At 71.4% G+C, this 18,484-nt stretch carries 16 protein-coding genes; 7 read left to right on the top strand and 9 right to left on the bottom strand.

Annotated features, from left to right (window positions below; translation table 11 throughout):
* Positions 1 to 47 precede the first annotated feature (47 nt).
* From IFR11_RS11220 to IFR11_RS11190, 7 genes are all read right to left on the bottom strand, one after another.
* The gene (locus tag IFR11_RS11220; protein ID WP_055832005.1) at positions 48 to 938 is read right to left on the bottom strand and encodes an ABC transporter permease; all 891 of its coding nucleotides are present in this window, start codon (positions 936 to 938) and stop codon (positions 48 to 50) included.
* Positions 935 to 1,711 carry an ABC transporter ATP-binding protein gene (locus IFR11_RS11215; RefSeq protein ID WP_055832004.1) on the bottom strand — a complete coding sequence of 259 codons (777 nt, stop codon included), beginning with the start codon at positions 1,709 to 1,711 and terminating at the stop codon, positions 935 to 937. The genes IFR11_RS11220 and IFR11_RS11215 overlap by 4 nt, the downstream gene beginning before the upstream one ends.
* Before the next feature lie 29 nt (positions 1,712 to 1,740).
* Positions 1,741 to 3,009 (bottom strand): amidohydrolase family protein, encoded by a 1,269-nt coding sequence (locus IFR11_RS11210; protein WP_055832001.1) that lies wholly within the window; start codon positions 3,007 to 3,009, stop codon positions 1,741 to 1,743.
* 214 nt (positions 3,010 to 3,223) lie between these two features.
* Positions 3,224 to 4,171 (bottom strand): PDR/VanB family oxidoreductase, encoded by a 948-nt coding sequence (locus IFR11_RS11205; protein WP_191916199.1) that lies wholly within the window; start codon positions 4,169 to 4,171, stop codon positions 3,224 to 3,226.
* Positions 4,168 to 4,800 (bottom strand): XRE family transcriptional regulator, encoded by a 633-nt coding sequence (locus IFR11_RS11200; protein WP_055935486.1) that lies wholly within the window; start codon positions 4,798 to 4,800, stop codon positions 4,168 to 4,170. The genes IFR11_RS11205 and IFR11_RS11200 overlap by 4 nt, the downstream gene beginning before the upstream one ends.
* Positions 4,797 to 6,095, bottom strand: a complete 1,299-nt coding sequence (locus tag IFR11_RS11195; protein WP_191916198.1) for an amidohydrolase family protein — start codon at positions 6,093 to 6,095, stop codon at positions 4,797 to 4,799. Before IFR11_RS11195 ends, IFR11_RS11200 begins: the two co-directional genes overlap by 4 nt.
* Positions 6,092 to 7,057, bottom strand: coding sequence for an XdhC family protein (locus IFR11_RS11190; RefSeq protein ID WP_191916197.1), 966 nt, complete (start codon positions 7,055 to 7,057; stop codon positions 6,092 to 6,094). The genes IFR11_RS11195 and IFR11_RS11190 overlap by 4 nt, the downstream gene beginning before the upstream one ends.
* A gap of 51 nt (positions 7,058 to 7,108) precedes the next feature.
* Between IFR11_RS11190 and IFR11_RS11185 the strand changes: the two genes are divergently transcribed.
* The 5 genes from IFR11_RS11185 to IFR11_RS11165 all read left to right on the top strand — a co-directional run bounded on the left by IFR11_RS11185 (position 7,109) and on the right by IFR11_RS11165 (position 13,297).
* Positions 7,109 to 7,678 carry a nucleotidyltransferase family protein gene (locus IFR11_RS11185; protein WP_191916196.1) on the top strand — a complete coding sequence of 190 codons (570 nt, stop codon included), beginning with the start codon at positions 7,109 to 7,111 and terminating at the stop codon, positions 7,676 to 7,678.
* Between the two features lie 193 nt (positions 7,679 to 7,871).
* Complete coding sequence (chvE, locus tag IFR11_RS11180; RefSeq protein ID WP_191916195.1) at positions 7,872 to 8,993, top strand: multiple monosaccharide ABC transporter substrate-binding protein; 1,122 nt, start codon at positions 7,872 to 7,874, stop codon at positions 8,991 to 8,993.
* A 189-nt stretch (positions 8,994 to 9,182) separates the two neighbouring features.
* Entirely contained in the window at positions 9,183 to 10,712 is a 1,530-nt protein-coding gene (mmsA, locus tag IFR11_RS11175; protein WP_055831992.1) for a multiple monosaccharide ABC transporter ATP-binding protein, read from the top strand.
* Between the two features lie 5 nt (positions 10,713 to 10,717).
* Positions 10,718 to 11,938 (top strand): multiple monosaccharide ABC transporter permease, encoded by a 1,221-nt coding sequence (gene mmsB / locus IFR11_RS11170; RefSeq protein ID WP_055831990.1) that lies wholly within the window; start codon positions 10,718 to 10,720, stop codon positions 11,936 to 11,938.
* A gap of 147 nt (positions 11,939 to 12,085) precedes the next feature.
* Positions 12,086 to 13,297, top strand: coding sequence for an ROK family protein (locus IFR11_RS11165; RefSeq protein WP_055935490.1), 1,212 nt, complete (start codon positions 12,086 to 12,088; stop codon positions 13,295 to 13,297).
* 74 nt (positions 13,298 to 13,371) lie between these two features.
* Here IFR11_RS11165 and IFR11_RS11160 read toward each other — a convergent pair whose 3' ends face one another.
* Complete coding sequence (locus tag IFR11_RS11160) at positions 13,372 to 14,475, bottom strand: glycosyltransferase (RefSeq protein ID WP_191916194.1); 1,104 nt, start codon at positions 14,473 to 14,475, stop codon at positions 13,372 to 13,374.
* A gap of 258 nt (positions 14,476 to 14,733) precedes the next feature.
* Here IFR11_RS11160 and IFR11_RS11155 point away from each other — a divergent pair, with 258 nt between their 5' ends.
* Positions 14,734 to 15,963 (top strand): glycosyltransferase, encoded by a 1,230-nt coding sequence (locus tag IFR11_RS11155; protein ID WP_191916193.1) that lies wholly within the window; start codon positions 14,734 to 14,736, stop codon positions 15,961 to 15,963.
* Positions 15,960 to 16,955 (top strand): glycosyltransferase family 2 protein, encoded by a 996-nt coding sequence (locus tag IFR11_RS11150; protein WP_191916192.1) that lies wholly within the window; start codon positions 15,960 to 15,962, stop codon positions 16,953 to 16,955. The genes IFR11_RS11155 and IFR11_RS11150 overlap by 4 nt, the downstream gene beginning before the upstream one ends.
* 74 nt (positions 16,956 to 17,029) lie before the next feature.
* On the opposite strand, the gene IFR11_RS11145 is transcribed toward IFR11_RS11150, so the two are convergent.
* Positions 17,030 to 18,433: an O-antigen ligase family protein gene (locus IFR11_RS11145; protein WP_191916191.1), complete on the bottom strand. Its 1,404-nt coding sequence runs from the start codon at positions 18,431 to 18,433 to the stop codon at positions 17,030 to 17,032.
* Between the last annotated feature and the right edge of the window lie 51 nt (positions 18,434 to 18,484).

Below are 18,484 nucleotides of genomic sequence, written 5' to 3'. Positions count from 1 at the left end.
CCCGTTGCGGAGGGGGGAGCCGTGGCATCCGGAATGCGGGGAGTCGGTCAGAGCGTGCTGTCGTACCAGCGGCCGACGGCCGCCTTCGACAGCCAGCCGAAGAAGACGAAGAGTGCGACTCCGAGCAGGCACGCGGCGAGGATGGCGGCGAACAGCTCGGCGCTCTGCAGACGCGACTGGTAGTTGGCGATGAGCGAGCCGATACCGGGCTCGCCGCGTCGGAAGAAGTAGTCGCCGACGATCGCGCCGACGACCGACAGGCCGGCCGAGGTGCGCATTCCGACGAACATCGAGGGGAGCGCGGCCGGGAGGGTGAGCTTGGTGAGCACCGTCCACTTGTTGGCCTTCTGCAGGCGGAACAGCTCGCGCTGGGACTTGTCGACCGACTGCAGGCCGAACAGCGTGTTCGAGACCATGGGGAACAGGGCGATCAGCACGCAGACGATGACGCGGGCGAGGAATTCGTAGCCGAACCAGAATCCGACCAGCGGCACGAGCGCGAGGATCGGGATGCACTGCAGCATCACGGCGTAGGCGTAGGTGGAGCGCTCGACCCAGCGGGCGAGCGACATCGCGATCGCCCAGCCGATGCCGAGGACCATGGCGACGATCAGTCCGGTGAGGGCGACGCCGGTCGTTCGGAAGAGCGCGATCCAGATGTCGGCGCCCACCTGCGGGTCGAAGAAGCCGAGGGTAAACATCTCGTGGGGCATGGGCATGAGGAAGCCCTTGCCCGAGGCGCTGAGCCCGATCGAGATGGCGTACCAGACGCCGAGCAGCACCACCAGCACCGCGAACGGCGGCGCGATGACGGCGAGGCGAGCCCCGAACCCGCGACGGGCGCCGGTCGCGCGCGGGCGCGGTGGCGTGGGCGGGGGAGTGGATGCCGTGGGCGCGGGCGACTCGACGGCGACCGGCTCTGCAGAAGTGGTGCTCATGAGTGTCCTTCCCGAAGGGCGTGGGAGACCTCGCCGACGAGCTTCGCGTACTCCGCGGTGTAGCGGATCTCGGGGTCGCGCGGCATGTCGAAGGGGATCTCGAAGGTGTCGACGAGGTGTCCGGGTCGCCCCGACATCACGACGACCTTGGTGGAGAGGTAGATGGCCTCGGAGACCGAGTGGGTGATGAAGAGACCGCCGAACTTCTGCGCGACGAAGATCTTGATGAGCTCGTCGTTCAGGCGTTCGCGGGTGATCTCGTCGAGTGCGCCGAACGGCTCGTCGAACAGGAACAGTTCGGGGTCGAGGGTCAGGGAGCGCGCGAGCGAGGTGCGCATCTTCATACCCCCCGACATCTGCTTCGGCAGGTGCTTCTCGAAGCCGTTCAGGCCGACGAGGTCGATGGCCCACTTGGCCTTCGGCACGCGCACGCGCTTGGGCTGCCAGTTCAGCTCGGCGAGCAGTTCGACGTTCGACTGCACGTCCCGCCAGGGCAGCAGGGTCGCGTCCTGGAAGACGTAGCCGATGCGGTCGGTGTTGACGGTCGCGGTGCCTTCGCTGGCCGTTTCGAGGCCCGAGGCGATGCGCAGCAGAGTCGACTTGCCGCAGCCCGAGGGGCCGACGACGCTGACGAACTCACCGGGATGGACGGTGAGGTCGACGCCGGAGAGGGCGGTCGTGCCGTTGGGGAATGTCAGGGCGACGTTGCGAAAGTCCAGGATCGGCGCGGTGGGATCCGCGACGGATGCCGGGGCGGGAGAGGCCAAGGTCACGGGGGCGCTCACTTTCCGTTGGGGGCGGGTTACGACGCCGTCGCGGGTGCGGCGGAGCGGGTTCGGACGGGCAGGGCGACGGATGCCGCGGTCTCGGTCGAGACGGTGGTGCGGCTGACGAGTCGGCCGCGGTGCAGGACGACGCGGTCGGCCGACGCGAAGGCGACGGCGTCGCCGAGCGAGTCGGCGCGCACGGCGACGAGGTCGGCGCGGGCGCCCGGCACGGGACCGGCGACGGGCAGGCCCATCACGTCGCGGGCACCGGTCGTGACGGCATCCATCGCCGCCTCGGGTGCCAGGTGACCGGCCGAGACGAGCAGCGAGGCGGTCTCGAGGTGGTCGCAGCGGCCCACGGGGTTGAAGGGGTCGCGCACGTTGTCGGCACCGGCCGCGACGCGCACGCCGGCGGCGCGGAGGCGGCCGAGGGGCGCGATCCCGCGGGGCACCGCGTGCGCGGCATCCCATCCCTGCAGGTACAGGTTGGTGATGGGCAGGGCGATCACGCCGATGTCGGCGGCGCGGATCTCGTCGGCGAGCAGAGCGAGGTCGGCGGCGGGCATCATGCTCAGGCGGACGCAGTGACCGGCCGTGCGGGGGCGGTGCCACCCGGTGACGGCGCGGGCGTACGCGGCGAGGGTGTCGGCTCCGGCGAGGCTCTCGTCGGTGTGCAGGTCGAGGCCCACGTCGCGGCGGCGCGCGAGGGCGATGAGGCGCTCGAGGTCGGCGAGGGGGTCGTCGGCGAGGTGGGGCGCTCCGCCGACGAGGTCGACGCCCGCGTCGAGCGCGGCGTCGAACACCGCGTCGGGCACGGTGGGGCCGCCGAGGGCGACGAGCTCGATGTCCATCAGGCCCTCGAGCTCGTCGCGCAGGCGCACCAGGGCCCGCACGCCGATGAGGGGGTCGGAGCCGTGCAGCAGATCGACGTGGGTGCGGATCGACGTGATCCCGGATGCCAGCATCCGCAGTGCCGTCGACCGGGCCCGACCGAGCGTCTCGTCTTCGTCGAGGGTGACGGCGAAGGCCTGCCAGCTCTCGATGGCGCGCACGAGGTCGCCGAACGGGGGCTGGATGGCGTCCCACGACTGCGACTTGTCGAGGTGGGCGTGCGGCTCGGCGCCCGCCGCGGTGACGAGGTACCCGGTGAGGTCGAGCGTCTCGCCGTCGGTGTCGGGGAGGGGGCTTCCGGCCGGCACGACCGCGAGCACCTCGTCGCCGTCGAGCGCGATGTCGACGACGGCGCCCGAGGTCAGGCGCACGCCGCGCAGCGCGGCGATCGAGACGGGTGGAACGGCAGACACGGGGTCCTCCGGGGAGTCGGGCAGACAGACTTCGAGACAGGGGCCACGGCATCGGGGCGGGCCACCGGGAGTGGCCGGCCAGTGTTGGTGTGACCAACATCCGGCGATGTTCCGATGCTAGGAACCGCGCGTTTCCGCTGTATTTCCTGGGCGTGACCCTCGTGACAAACCTTGCGCGCAGCCCCGTCGGCCGCGGCGAATGCCCGTCCTGCTCCTACAGCTCCAGCGTGATCCGCCCGCACGCCGCCCGTGACACGCACACCATCATCGACCGGTTGGCATCCTGTTCCTCCGGCGAGAGGACGGAGTCGCGATGCTCCACCTCGCCGTCGACGACGGCGACCTCGCAGGTGCCGCACGTGCCCACCCGACAGCTCGAGGGGACGACCGTGCCGTGCTCCTCCACCACGTCGAGGATCGATCGCTCCGGGGGCACGGTCACGGTGAGGCCCGACATCATCAGGTCGACCTCGAACGGCTCGGCCCACACCGGCGGGCCGAGCACCTTCGCCTCGAACCGCTCGACGTGCAGGCTCCCGCGCGGCCACCCCGCCATCGCGGCATCCAGGGACTCCAGAAGGCGCGCGGGTCCGCACGAGTAGACGACGGTGCGTGCGACGGGGACGCCGAAGTACTCCGCGAGGTCGAGCCGGCGTCCCTCGTCGGCGGCGTACACCTCGACGCGGTCGCCGTACTGCGCGACCAACTCGTCGACGAAGGCCATGGTGCGTCGCGACCGGCCGGCGTACAGCAGCGTCCACGCCGCCCCGGCGGTCTCTGCTGCCTCGATCATGGGCACGATCGGCGTGATGCCGATGCCCCCGGCGACGAACACGTACGCGCGGCCGGCGGTGGGGGCGAACAAGAAGTGGTTGGCGGGACCGCGCACGCGAAGCGGTGCACCGACGTGCGCGTTCTCGTGTAGCCACACCGAGCCCTCGCGTTCGCGGAGCACCCCGATGCGCCACGTGCCCCGCTCGGTCGGCGACCCGCAGAGCGAATACTGCCGCTCGACACCGTCGGGCAGCACGACGTCGATGTGCGCGCCGGGCGACCAGTGCGGCAGCGTGCCACCCGTGCGCTCCAGGTCGAGCACGACCACGCCCTCCGCCGCATCGCGACGGGCGCGGACGACGGCTTCGAAGCTGACGCCTCCGGTCATGACTCTCCTTCTGCGGTGTCGTCGACACCGCCGCCGTGCACGAGTTCCTTCACGATGAGCAACCGATACGGCAGCCCGCCCGGCGAGTGCCACCGGTGCGGGGTCCCCGAGCGGCAGTAGACCGAGTCGCCGACCCGCAGGGTGCGCTCGCCGAAGTCGCCGAACGAGATCACCACCGACCCTTCGAGCACGGTGAGGAACTCGTCCTCGTCGTGCACGTAGTGGTCTCCCGGGTCGGGGTTGGCGCCGGTGAACTCGAGGGGTTCGAAGCGTCGGGGGCCCTCCGCGAGCAGACGCGCGGTGCCTTCCGCGTAGGGGCCGATCACGCCCTCGTCGGCGCCGACGAACGAGGGGTGCGCGTCGTGGTCGGGGCGGGGCGGCTCCGAGGCGGCGATGAGTTCGACCCGGCTGGTGCCGAGCGCTCGCGCGAGTCGTTCGAGGCTCGCCATGCTGGGCCGCGCGAGACCGCGTTCGAGCTGGCTGAGGAAGGGATGCGACAGCGTCGCCGCCTCGGCCAGCTGCGTCAGCGTGAGTCCGCGCGCTTTGCGCAGTCCGCGCAGGTGCGCGCCGAGCCGTTCGTCGCCGGTGGGGGTTTTCTCGGCGGGGATCGCGGGAGCCATGGTCGTCATCGTCCCACCCTCTCGAACAGCCGGGCGACGACCTCGTCCTCGTCGGCGGTGACCAGTCGGCCGCCGGCGACGACGACACGGCCACCGACGACGACGTCGCGCGGACGCCGGCCGGGTGCGGCCCACAGCAGTCCCGCCACGGCATCCGCGACTCCGGCGTCGGCGACCCCCGAGACGTCCCAGAGGCACAGGTCGGCCGCGGATCCCGGGGTGAGCCGCCCGAGCTCGGGGCGGCCGAGCCCGTCGGCCGAGCCGGCCGTGGCCATCGCGAGCACGTCTGCGGCGGGCAGCTGCGGCCCGACGAGCGCCGAGACCTGCATCGCCAGTCGGGCGTCGGCGAGCAGATGCCCCGCGTCGTTGCTCCCGCCACCGCTCGTGCCGAGCCCGACGGAGATCCCGGCGTCGAGCAGTCGTCGTACGGGGGCGACGCCCCACCCCATCGGCACGTCGCAGCCGGGTGCGTGGGTGGCGGAGGCCCCGGATGCCGCGATCCGGGCGATCTCGTCGTCCGACACGTCGCACAGGTGGGCGAGGGTCACGTCGGCGTCGAGCCAACCCCACTCCTCGAGCAGGTCGAGCGGGCGGGCACCGTAGCGTTCGAGGGCGATGGCGACGTCGACGACCTCGTTCGCCTGCGTGCGGCGGCGCAGACCGTGCACGCGGGCGACCTCGCCGAGCGCGTCGAACGTCTCACGGGGATCGCTGTGCACTCCGGCCGGGCCCACGGCGACCTGCAGCGCACCGTCGGCGCTGATGCCGCCGGGCGCCCCGGGAACGAGGGCGCGCACGATCGCGTCGGCCGAGGCCGCCGCCTCGGCGGGATCGTCGCGCGCGGCGCCACGCACGAACACGAGTCGGGCGCCGAGGTTGCGGGCCGCGGCGGCCGCCGCGCGCGCCATGCCGACGGTGTCGGCGCCGCTCGGCCAGGTCAGGTGGTGGTCGGCGACCGTGGTCACCCCGCTCAGCAGGGCTTCGGCGAGCCCCGCCCGCGCGGCGAGCCCGGTGAGCTCGGGGTCGACGCCGGCGGCGGAGTACGCCGCGGCCATCGCCGGCAACCAGTCGCGCATGGGGATGCCGCGGGTGCCGGGCAGCGTGCGGAACGCCGTCTGCAGGAGGTGGTGGTGCGCGTTGACCAGCCCGGCGGTCACGACGCACCCGGTGGCGTCGATCACGGTCGCCCCCGAAAGATCGGCCGAGGCGACGATCGTGCCGTCGACGCTCACGACGTCGCCGGTGTGCACGCGCCCCGTCCCGTCGACGACGGCGACCGCGCCGCGCACGACGAGCACGCTCATGCGCTCCTCACCGCGCACGATGCGTCGAGGTCCATCCCGTGCAGGCGGGGGCCGCGCCGGTCGCGCAGCGGACGGGCGTCGGCGGCGTTGCGGGATGCCACGATCTCGGCGATCACCGAGAGCGCCGTCTCTTCGGGGGTGACGCCGCCCAGGTCGAGGCCCAGGGGGGAGTGCAGGCGGGCGAGCTCGGCATCCGTGACCCCCGCCGCGCGCAGGAGCTTCGCGCGGCGCGCGACGGTGGCCCGCGCCCCCATCGCGCCCACGAACCCCACGGGCAGACGCAGCGCCGCGCGAAGAGCGGGCACGTCGAGCCGTTCGTCGTGCGTCAGCACGCAGACCGCCGTGCGCGCGTCGGGTTCGTCGAGGGTGGCGAGGTAGTCGTGGGGGGCCGCGACGACCAGCTCGGTCGCGTCGGGGAAGCGTTCGCGCGTCACCAGCAGGGCCCAGTCGTCGCACACGGTCACCGCGAATCCGGCGGCGGCCCCCAGTCGGCAGAGCGCCGCGGCGTGCTCACCCGCGCCCAGCACGATGAGCCGGGGCGGTGCCGGGCGGTGTAGCACGAGGGCCTCGCCGTCGAGGTCGAGGCGCAGGGTCGCCGCGCGGCCGGTGCGCGCGTCGTCGAGGGCGGCGCGCGTGGCGTCCGCGTCGATCCGGTACGCCACGACGTCGACCGCACCCCCGCAGGCGAGCCCCGCGGCGATGGGGGTGACCGTGCCGTCGTCGCCGAAACCGAACCGCGCGCGGCGCACGGTGCCGGTGCGCAGGGCATCGAGCCCGAGCATCACGGCGTCGCTCTCGACGCAGCCTCCCGAGATCGATCCGATCACGCGGGCGTCGCGGGTCACGGCGAGAGTGGCCCCCACCCCGCGCGGTGCGCTGCGCACGACGGCGGTCACGGTGACCGCCGCGACGGGCACTCCCGCGTCGAGCAGGGGCACCAGGTCGGCGGCCAGTTCGAGCATGGACGCGACGGTAGTCGGGGCGTGTTTCGCGCACGCTACGCTGTCGTGACCATGCCCGCCGACCCCCTCGTGCCCCCGTGCGGACTCGTCCTCGCCGCGGGCGCCGGGCGTCGTTTCGGTGGTCCCAAGGCCCTCGCCCGCACCCGCGCCGGCGTCCCCTGGATCGCGATCGCCGTGCGGGCTCTGCGCGCGGGCGGGTGCGGCGACGTCCTCGTCGTCGTGGGCGCGGCCGCCGATGAGGCGGCCCTCCTGGTGCCCGCCGAGGCGACGGTGGTGCGCGTCGCCGACTGGCGGACGGGGGTGGCCACGTCGCTGCGCGCGGGCCTCGAGGCCGCGGCATCCGGACCCGCATCCGCCGTCGTCGTGCTGCCGGTCGACACCCCCGACGTCGTCCCGGCCGCGATCGCCCGCCTCGTGCGGCGGGCGGCTCCCGACGCCCTCGCCCAGGCGGCGTACACCGGCGAGCCGGGGCATCCCGTGCTCATCGGGCGAGCGCACTGGGCGGCCGTGGGGGCGTCGGTGCGGGGCGATGTCGGGGCGCGGCCCTACCTGATCGCTCAGGAGGCGGAGTTCGTCGAATGCGGCGATCTGTGGTCGGGCGCCGACCGCGACGAGCGCTGAGTCACGGTCTGATCACGGCCGCGGGGAATTTTGACGTGCCTCTAGACAAAACCCCCCTCGATGGATAATTTTTCGGAGCCGTCATAATTCGACGGACCAGAGTGCCGGGACGACGACGTACCCGATCCGACGCCGGGGAGGGCGCGGGTGCGGACCACGAGGTCCCTGCTGTTCAGAGAGGAACGCAGATCACATGCTGAAGAAAATCCTGACCGGTGCGGCTATCGCCGCACTCGCCGTCGGCCTCGGAGCGTGCAGCTCCACCCGTCCGGCCGACGGAGGCGGCGACGCCGCCGGCGGTGGCTCGACCGAGTGCAACGTGGGCATCGCGATGCCGACCCGCAGCCTCGAGCGCTGGATCAACGACGGTGAGCAGCTGCAGAAGAAGCTCACCCACGCCGGGTGCACCGTCGACCTGCAGTACGCCGACAACAAGACCGACCAGCAGATCAGCCAGATCCAGAACCAGATCTCGGGGGGCGCGAAGATCCTCGTGATCGCCGCGATCGACGGCTCGACGCTCGGCCCGGTGCTGCAGGAGGCCAAGTCGCAGAACGCCACGGTCATCGCCTACGACCGCCTGATCAACGGCAGCGAGAACGTCGACTACTACGCCACCTTCGACAACTACAAGGTCGGCACCCTGCAGGGCCAGTACATCGAAGAGCAGCTGGGTCTGAAGGACGGCAAGGGCCCCTTCAACCTCGAGCCCTTCGCCGGCAGCCCCGATGACAACAACGCCAAGTTCTTCTTCGCCGGCGCGTGGGACGTCCTGCAGCCGTACGTCGAGAAGGGCCAGCTGGTCGTCCCCAGCGGCAAGTCGCCCGCCAACGACGACGCGTGGGCGTCGATCGGCATCCAGGGCTGGGCATCCGACAAGGCGCAGTCCGAGATGGACAACCGCCTCTCGTCGTTCTACGGCGACGGCAAGAAGGTCAACGTGGTGCTCTCGCCCAACGACAGCCTCGCCATCGGTATCGAGGCGTCGCTGAAGTCGGCCGGCTACACCCCCGGTGCCGACTACCCGATCATCACGGGTCAGGATGCCGACAAGGCCAACGTCAAGGCGATCCTCGACGGCGCGCAGTCGATGACGGTCTGGAAGGACACCCGCGCCCTCGGCGACCGCGTGTTCACGATGGTGCAGGAGATCAAGGACGGCAAGACCGTCGAGGTCAACGACGAGAAGACCTACGACAACGGCAAGAAGGTCGTCCCCTCGTACCTGCTGACCCCCGAGGTCGTCGTCAAGGACGACGTGCAGACGAAGCTCATCGACTCGGGCTTCCTGAAGGCGTCCGACGTCGGACTCTGATCGATCACCGACGGGGCGGGCTCGCCCGCCCCGTCCTCTTCTCGCGGCGGGGCGGCTCAGCCCGCCCCGCCGCTCGATCCTTCACCGCCCGGTGGAGGGCATCGGTCGCCTCCGGCGACGATCACACGAGTCGCTTCGGCGGCCCACTTTTGCGTCGCCCCCGGCGACGGTGAAGGGACGACACACACCATGACCGAACCGATCCTGCGCATGGCGGGGATCTCGAAGTCCTTCAACGGGGTTCCGGCTCTCGCCGACGTGTCGATCGACGTGCACCGCGGAGAGGTGCACGCCATCTGCGGCGAGAACGGCGCCGGCAAGTCCACCCTCATGAAGGTGCTCAGCGGGGTCTACCCGGCGGGCAGCTTCGAGGGGAGCATCACCCTCGAGGGTGAGCAGATGGCGTTCCGCTCGATCAACGACAGCGAGGCCGCGGGCATCGTCATCATCCACCAGGAGTTGGCGCTCAGCCCTTACCTCTCGATCGCCGAGAACATCTTCCTGGGCAACGAGAAGGCCCGTCGCGGCGTCATCGACTGGAACGCCACGAACACCGCGGCCGCGGAGCTGCTCAAGCGCGTGGGGCTGCGCGAGAACCCCGCCACCAAGATCTACGAGATCGGCGTCGGCAAGCAGCAGCTCGTCGAGATCGCCAAGGCCCTGGCCAAAGAGGTGAAGCTCCTCATCCTCGACGAGCCCACCGCCGCGCTGAACGACGACGACTCCGCCCACCTGCTCGATCTGATCGACCAGCTGCGCGACCAGGGCATCACCTGCATCATCATCAGCCACAAGCTGAAGGAGGTGCTGCGCATCTCCGACCGCATCACGATCATCCGCGACGGCCGCACCATCGAGACGATGCACCGCACCGACGCCGACACCGACGAGGGGCGCATCATCCGCGCCATGGTCGGCCGCGATCTGAACAGCCTGTTCCCCCCTCGCGAACCCGACATCGGCGAAGAACTCTTCCGCGTCGAGAACTGGACCGTGCACCACCCGGTCGACACCGAGCGCGTGGTCATCGACGACGCCTCGTTCATGGTGCGCGCGGGCGAGATCGTCGGTTTCGCGGGCCTCATGGGCGCCGGTCGCACCGAGCTCGCCATGAGCATCTTCGGCCGCATGTACGGCACGGGCATCTCGGGCGAGGTCTACAAGAACGGCCAGCAGATCGACGTGCGCACGGTCGACGCGGCCATCAAGCACGGCATCGCCTACGCCACCGAGGACCGCAAGAAGTACGGTCTCAACCTCATCGGCGACATCCAGGTCAACGTCTCGGCATCCGCCCTCTCGCGCCTCGCCCGCCTGGGCGTGGTCGACCGGTACCGCGAGTACAAGGTCGCCGATTCGTACCGCTACAAGATGAACATCAAGGCCCCCAGCGTCGCGGCGATCACCGGACGGCTGTCCGGCGGGAACCAGCAGAAGGTCGTGCTGTCGAAGTGGATGTTCACCGGTCCCGACGTGCTGATCCTCGACGAGCCGACCCGCGGCATCGACGTCGGGGCGAAGTACGAGATCTACGGCATCATCAACGAACTCGCGGCCCAGGGTAAGGCCGTCATCGTCATCTCGTCGGAGCTGCCCGAGGTCATCGGCCTCTCCGACCGCATCTACACGATCTCCGAGGGACGCATCACGGCAGAGGTCAGCCGCGACGACGCCACGCAGGAGACCCTCATGCGGCACATGACCGCCGGAAGGAACTGAAAGACATGGCCACCGCATCCACCCAGACGGTCGAGGCGCCCACGCAGCCGGGACCGCGCCGCCGCGGCATCCTGTCGCGCATCAACTTCCGGCAGTTCGGCATCCTCGCCGCCCTGGTCATCATCATCGTGCTGTTCCAGGTGCTGACCGGCGGCCGACTGCTCATGCCCGGAAACGTCAACAACCTCATCCAGCAGAACGCCTACGTGCTGATCCTCGCGATCGGCATGGTGATGGTGATCATCGCGGGGCACATCGACCTGTCGGTCGGCTCGGTGGTCGCCATGGTCGGAGCGATCGCGGCGATCTCGATGAACTCGTGGGGGCTGCCCTGGTGGGCCGCCGTCATCCTCTCGCTGGCCGTCGGCGCGGTCGTCGGGGCGTGGCAGGGCTTCTGGGTGGCGTTCGTCGGCATCCCGGCGTTCATCGTCACCCTGGCGGGCATGCTGTTGTTCCGCGGACTCACCCTGGTGCTGCTCACCGGTGGCACGATCGCGGGTCTGCCCGACGGCTTCACCGCCATCGGCGCCGGCTGGCTGCCCCCGGTGCTCGGCTACATCGGCAACTGGGACTCGCTGACCGTCGTGCTGGGTCTCGTCGCCGTCGTGGCGCTCATCGCCCAGCAGCTGCGCACCCGCGCGACGCTCCGTCGCCTCGAGCTGCCCCGTGAGGTCGCGTGGTCGTTCTGGCTGAAGAACCTCATCGCCGCGGTCGCGATCATGGCGATCGCCCTGACGCTCGCCACCTACAACGGCACACCGATCGTTCTGATCATCCTCGCGGTGCTCGTCCTGGCGTACACGTTCGTGCTCAACCGCACGACCTTCGGCCGCCACGTGTACGCGATGGGCGGCAACCTGTTCGCCGCCGTGATGAGCGGTGTGAAGACGAAGTGGGTCAACTTCTTCATCTTCGTCAACATGGGCGTGCTCGCCGGCCTCGCGGCGGTCGTGAGCACCGCGCGCGCCGGCAGCGCCGTGGCGTCCGCCGGTCAGAACTACGAGCTGGATGCCATCGCCGCGGTCTTCATCGGCGGCGCCGCCGTCCAGGGCGGCATCGGCACCGTGGTCGGTGCGGTCGTCGGTGGACTGGTGATGGGCGTGCTGAACATGGGGCTGTCGATCCTCAGCGTCGACGCCGCCTGGCAGATGGCCATCAAGGGCATCGTGCTGCTGTTGGCCGTCGCGTTCGATATCTTCAACAAGCGGCGCAACGGCGGTGTCTGACCGGATGGGGAGCGCGGCCCCGGGGCCCGCTCCCCATCCGCGTCCCGGGGCCGCGGCGTCGACCGTCGGCCCCGCCCCCGTCCTTCTCGACGGCTGCGCGTACCGTCCGTTCCTGCGCGATGGGATGATGGGGGAGGTGCCCCTCTCATGACCCCTGCCGTGTTCGAGCCCGCAACGCCGCTCGCACCCCCGGTCGGTCGTACCACCAACGACCTGATCCGCCAGCAGAACCTCGCGTCGGTGCTGTCGTTGCTCCATTCCCGGGGAGCGCTCTCACGCGCGCAGCTGGGCGCGACGACGGGACTCAACCGCTCCACGGTGACGGGCCTGGTCATGGAGCTCACCGAGCTGGGCCTCGTGCGCGAGGCGGCCAGCACCGAGCGCACCGGCAAGGTCGGGCGCCCGACCCTCGACCTCGAGCCCGAAGACCACGTCGCCGCCCTCAGCGTGCGGGCCGAACCCCACGCCGTCACCGTCGCCCTGGTCGGGCTGGGCGGGGTGGTGCACGCGCGACTGCGCCACGACACGGCCAGTGCGCCGTCGCCGCGCCGGTTCGTGCAGATCGTCGCCTCGTCGGTCGAGGCCATGCGCGCCGACATCGACCGGCACTACCGGGTGGTGGGTGCGGGCCTCGCGGTGCCCGGACTCGTCAACGCCAACGGCTCGGTGCTCGTCTCGCCCACCCTGGGATGGAAGCGCGACCCCGTGTCGGCGCGCCTGAGCGACGAGCTCGGCATGCCGGTGGCCGCCGGCAACGACGCGAGCATCGGCGCGCTCGCCGAGTCGCGCTTCGGTGTCGGCGTCGGTGTCGGCAACCTGCTCTACCTGGGCGGGGCGATGCACAGCATCGGCGGCGGTCTCATCATCGACGGCACCCTTCTGCGCGGCACCTCGGGCTACGCCGGCGAGCTGGGGCACACCGTCGTCGACCCCCGTGGGCGCGCCTGCGTGTGCGGACGCCGAGGATGCCTCGAGGCCGAGGTGAGCCTCGACCTGCTCGAGCCCCTGCTGGGTCGGCGCAAGCTCGACGAAGACGAACTCGACGTCGAGCTGGGCGTGGCTCGCAACCCTCGCGTGATGGCGGAGGTGACGCGCCAGGTCGAGGTGCTCTCGATCGCGCTGACCAACTTCGTCAACGCCTTCAGCCCCGAGACGGTCGTTCTGTCGGGCTACCTCGGCGCCCTGCTCTCGGTCAGCCGCGAACGACTGGCCGATGCCGTGCGCGTGCATCCCCTCGGCGCCGAGGGGCGCACGATCCGCCTCGAACGGGCGCACCTGCGCTCGCGCCTCATGCTCGTCGGCCCCGCCGAGCTCGCTTTCGCCGACCTGCTGTCGAACCCCGGCGGGTTCCGCGGCTGAGGGCGGCGGGCTTCAGGGTCCGGATGCCGTGACCCCGGACGCCCCCGCGGTCGCCGTCGCCGCCGGTCGGTCGCTCAGGACTCCAGGGCGTCGCGGTAGGCGTCGAGCGTGCGCGTCGCCATCCACCGCCACGAGAACATCTCGGCGCGCGCGCCCCCGCGCTCCCGCAGCGTCTGTGCGAGCGCGGGGTCGGTGAGGACCCGGGCCACGGCATCGCGCATCCCGGCGGTGCTCGTGGGGTCGAAGTAGATCGCGGCGTCGCCGTAGACCTCGGGCAGGCACGTCGCATCGCTGCTGACCACGGCGCACCCGTGGCGCATCGCCTCGAGACCCGGCAGTCCGAACCCCTCGAAGAACGACGGGAACGCGTACACCGCCGCCGCCTCGTACAGCCCGCGCAATTGCGCGTCGGTGACGAAACCGGCGAAGTGCACGGCGCCCCGCTCCTGCTCGTCGAGTTCCCGGATCAGGCGCGCCCCGTCGTCGTCGATCTTTCCGGCGACGACGAGGCCGATCTCTTCGCCGGCGTCGCGCAGGTGCACGACCGCGCGGATGAGCCGTTTGAGGTTCTTGTACGGCTCCTGCCGGCCGACGTACAGCACGAAGCGCGGGAACGGCGTCTCGACCGGGATCGCGGCATCCGCGATCACATCGGCCGCGGGCGAGGTGACGTACAGGCTCGACGCGCGCACGCGGGTGTGGGCGACGAGGTCGCGGCCCCCGTGCGCGCTGATGACGAGGTTCACGCGGGAGCGGTGCGCCGTGACCACGAACGCCCCCGCGCCGATGACGCGCTTCACGGCAGAGACGGCCCAGTGCTTCTTGCGGTTGCGCACCTTCAGCAGCGTCATGTCGAGAAAGGTCGTCACGCGGCGCGCGCCCAGGTAGAGCGGCTGCTGCGGCATCGCGAAGTGCACCAGATCGGGGCGGAGCGCCCGGAGCTCGCGCCCGAACGAGGTCTGCTCGCGCCACGAGAAGTACGGGGTCTCGGTGGCGACCTTCCCGAAGAGCGGACTGGTCGGCGTCCAGTCGTCGAACCGGTCGCGGGGGAGCACGATCGTGTAGCGGTGCGCGGTGTCGATCTGCTCGAGGTGCGCGATGAGGTTGCGCGTGTAGCGCCCGGTGGAGGTGAACATCGAACGGGCGTCGATCACGATGTGCGGCGGGGATGTGGGCACGGAGTCCTCTTCTCGGGCGGGGTCCGCCGCCGAGTATGACCGCCTCCGGCGCCGGGGTTCTCGGCGGTCGGCGCGAGCCGCGACGAGGCGCTGGGGGTGAGGCGACGGGTGAGGTTCGCCTCCGGAGCCGCCCGTCGCCGCCACCGGCGGGGGATGCCGTCGAGCCGGTTGGTACGTTCCCCGGGACACCCGTCTCTCCCCGCGTCGCCCGTCCGGGCGCCCGAGGTCGCCCGTCGAGAGCGGGACCGGAGGAGAACCGTGCGGATCGTCAGTCTCATGGCCCACGTGCCGTACCCCGGCATCCCCCACGCGGGCGGACAGTACGTGCTGTCGCACCTCCGGGGCCTGCGCGCCCTCGGTCACGAGGTCACTGTGGTCGCGCCCGACTGGCGGGGCAACGACGAGGGAGCCCGGCGCCTGCGGGAGGCGATGGACGTCACGGTCCTGGTCTGCCCGCCGCGTTCCTTCGGCCGTCTCGCGGCGTGGCTCGACACGCAGCAGATCCGGCTGTTCCCCGTGCGGCCGCCGCTGCGGTTCCGGCGGGCGATCCTCCGCGCGGGCGCCGTGCGAGACGCGGCGGCGCACGCCGACCTCGTCGAAGCGCACTGGAGCGAGATGGGATGGATCGCCCGGGCGCTTCCCACCGGCCCGCGCGCCCGTCGCGTGGTCGTGGCGCAGGACCTGATCGTCCAGACCTACGAGCGGATCTTCGCCACGACGCGTCGATGGACGGCGGCGCGGCTGCTCGGCCGGTGGCGGAACCACAGCGTCGCGCGCGACGAGGGGCGGCTGTACCGCGACATGGATGCCGTGGTCGTCTTCAGCGGCAAGGACGCCGGCTACGCGCGGCGCCTGGGGGTCGCGGCCGACGACGTCGTGGTCCTGCGGCCGCCGTTCTCGCCGGACGGCGGCGAGGTGGTGACCGCCGACGGACCGCCGGCCGGGGTCGCGACGGTGCTGTTCGTGGGGGCGTTCTTCCGCGACGTCAACGTCGAGGCGGCCGACTGGCTGATCGACGAGATCATTCCGCGCGTGCGGGCGGCGCGGGCCGATGTGCGGTTCGTGCTCGCGGGCGCGGGGCCCACGGCGCGCATGATCGCCGCGGCGCAGACCGACCCGCTGCTCGAGGTGACCGGGGAGGTCGAGTCGCTCGACCCGGCTTATCGGGCGGCCACGGCCGTCGTCGTCCCGCTGCGCATGGGCGCCGGGCTGAAGTTCAAGACCGTGGAGGCGTTGATGCGGGGGATCCCGGTGGTGGCCACGACCGTGGGCGCGGAAGGACTGGTCGGCGAGGGAGAGACGGGCGGTCTCGTCGTCGCCGACGACACCGAGGCGATCGCGCGGGCACTCCTCGCGATCCTCGCCGATCCTCGTCGGGCCTGGAGCGATGCCACCGCGACGAGGGAGTGGGCGCGATCGGTCTTCTCGGCCGAGACTTATCCGTCGCGACTCGAGGACGCCCTGTTCGGACGGGGGGACGAGCGATGACGTCGGCGGTCGTCATCCCGAACTGGAACGGCCGGGAGGAGCTCGCCGCGTGCCTCGACTCGCTCGCGGAGCAGACCGAACCGGTGGAGGTGATCGTCGTCGAGAACGGCTCGACGGACGGATCGGTCGAGATGATCCGCTCGTCGTACCCCGGCGTCACCCTGCTCGTGCAGCCCGTGAACCTCGGCTTCGCCGGAGGCGTGAACGTCGGTCTGCGCTACGCCCTGCACCGGGGCCACGAGCACATCGCGCTGCTCAACAACGACGCCGTGGTCGAGAAGACCTGGCTCGCCGAGCTCGTCGCCGTCATGCGCAGCGGGGATGATCTCGGCATGGTGGCGAGCAAGTTCGTGACCCTCGACGGCCGCCGCATCGACAGCACCGGCGAGTGCTACTCGACCTGGGGCCCGCCCTACCCGCGGGGGCGTGGCGAAGAGGACCTCGACGCGTACGACGATGCGGTCGACATCTTCGGGGGCAGCGGCGGATCGACCCTCTATCGCGCCGCGATGCTGCGCGACGTCGGACTGTTCGATGAGGACTTCTTCGCCTATTTCGAAGACATCGACCTCAGCTGGCGGGCGCAGTTGCGGGGATGGCGTGCGCAGCTCGCCCCCCGGGCCGTCGCCTACCACCGGATCGGAGCGACGAGCGGGCGCATCCCCGGCTTCACCACCCACCAGACGCTCAAGAACCTCCTCTGGGTCATGAGCAAGAACGTCCCCTCGCGTTTTCTGCCGGTGGTGTTCCCGCGCCTCGCGCTCTCGTACTCGTTCACGTTCGTGCGCGCCGTGCTGCGCGGGCAGGGGGGCACGGCCGTGAAGGCCGTCGGGATCGCCGCGGCCAAGATGCCCCGCAAACTGCGCGAGCGGCGGGAGATCCAGCGTGGCCGACGCATCGACGACGCCGCCGTGGCGGCGCTGTTCACCTGGGATCTGCCCCCGGCCTCGGCCAACCTGCGGCGGTTGCGCGCCGCGGTGCGGCGCTCCTGACGGCCCGGGCGCCCGCTCCCGCGGGTCGTGTGATCCGCGGGAGCGGGCGCGCGTCGGAGGACCGCGCGTCCGGCTTATGCCGTCCGACGGGTGAGCGTCGAGAAGGTGGGCGTTTCACCCGTCCGGTCACCCCTTCGGCGGGCGAGGGGCGACAGGTCCCGAGCCTGCACGGCGATGATGAACAGGGGCACCACCATCGCCGCGAACAGGGTGTCGGGCGCCTCGACGCGCCACGCCGTCTCGGTGATCGACACCGCCGTGAGCACGCAGAGGAACGTGCTCGCCGCGACCTGGTCGCGGCGGGGAAGATGCTCGGCCGCGCGGGCGGCGGCGGCGAGGACGACGGCGAGGAGCGCGACGAGGACGATGCCGCCCGTGACGACGTACGTCACGAAGACGTTGTGGCCGTGGCTGGCGGCGCTGGAGAGGGCAGCCTTGAGCAGGTCGTAGTGGTCGACGTACCAGCTGTGGCCGAGCCCGACGAGCCACTGATCGCCCGACAGCTGCGACAGGGCGAACCGCCAGATCGCGCCGCGCTTGGTGAACGCCTCGGGGTCGGTGGTGATCAGGGGGAGGGCCACGACGGCGACGACCAGGACGAGCAGCAGGGCGCCGAAAACGCGGCCGACGGTCCGGTTGCCCGCGCGGCCCAGCAGCATGCTCACCAACAGCACCACTGCCCACACCGCGACCCCGAACAACGCCGTGCGCGACGCCGACCACAGGATGGCGACGAGCAGCACGGCGGCCGTCGTCCAGCGCAGATACCAGCGTGAGAAGAGGTGCGTCAGGGGCAGGGCGAGCACCAGGAACAGGCCGTAGCCGTTGGGGTGCCCGAAGAAGCCCGCCAACAGCGGGAGCCCGGTCAACGACTTCTCGGAGTTCGCGTCGAACGTCTGCGGCATGTACATGAGGGCGGGGGCGCTGGACGTCAGCACCATCGAGACCACCGCCAACCCCGCGGCGGCGAGGGCGTACGCCCGCAGGTCCGACACGCGCGGTTGGATCGCCCACAGGGTCACGGCGACGCCGATGGGCAGCAGCATCTGCTCGGTGACGGCTCCTCCCCGCGCGAACTCGTTGAACACGATCCACACCCACGGCAACACGACGAGCACCAACGGCGAGACGTCGTTCTGCACGAAGACGACGCGGAAGATCAGCACGAAGACGGCGGCGGCCGCGGGAAGCAGCAGGGCGACGTGCCCCGCGTCGACGACCGCCTGCGTGTACACGCTCGTCAGACCCTCGGCCGCCTGCGTGCGGCTCATCGTCAGCGTCTGCGCGATGGTGCCGCCGATCGAGGCCGCCCAGAGCATCAGCAGCAGACCGAACGCGACGACGCGGGCCGCGGTGCTGCGCGCCGGTGCCGCGAGCGGCGTGGCCGCCAGGCGCTGTCGCCGCGCTGCGCGCCGTGTGCCCGGCTCGGACTCCGGGCGCGCCGAGAGGTCGGACGCGGCGACGGCGGGGGAGGTCATCCGCACAGGCTAGGGGCGCGAGAGCGGTGCTCGATCGCGGCAAGGGCCGAG

Source organism: Microbacterium sp. CFBP 8801 (genome assembly GCF_014839455.1).
Taxonomy (GTDB): domain Bacteria; phylum Actinomycetota; class Actinomycetes; order Actinomycetales; family Microbacteriaceae; genus Microbacterium.
The sequence above is the reverse complement of the archived record's forward strand: the minus strand, read 5'-3'. Positions and strand labels throughout refer to the sequence as shown.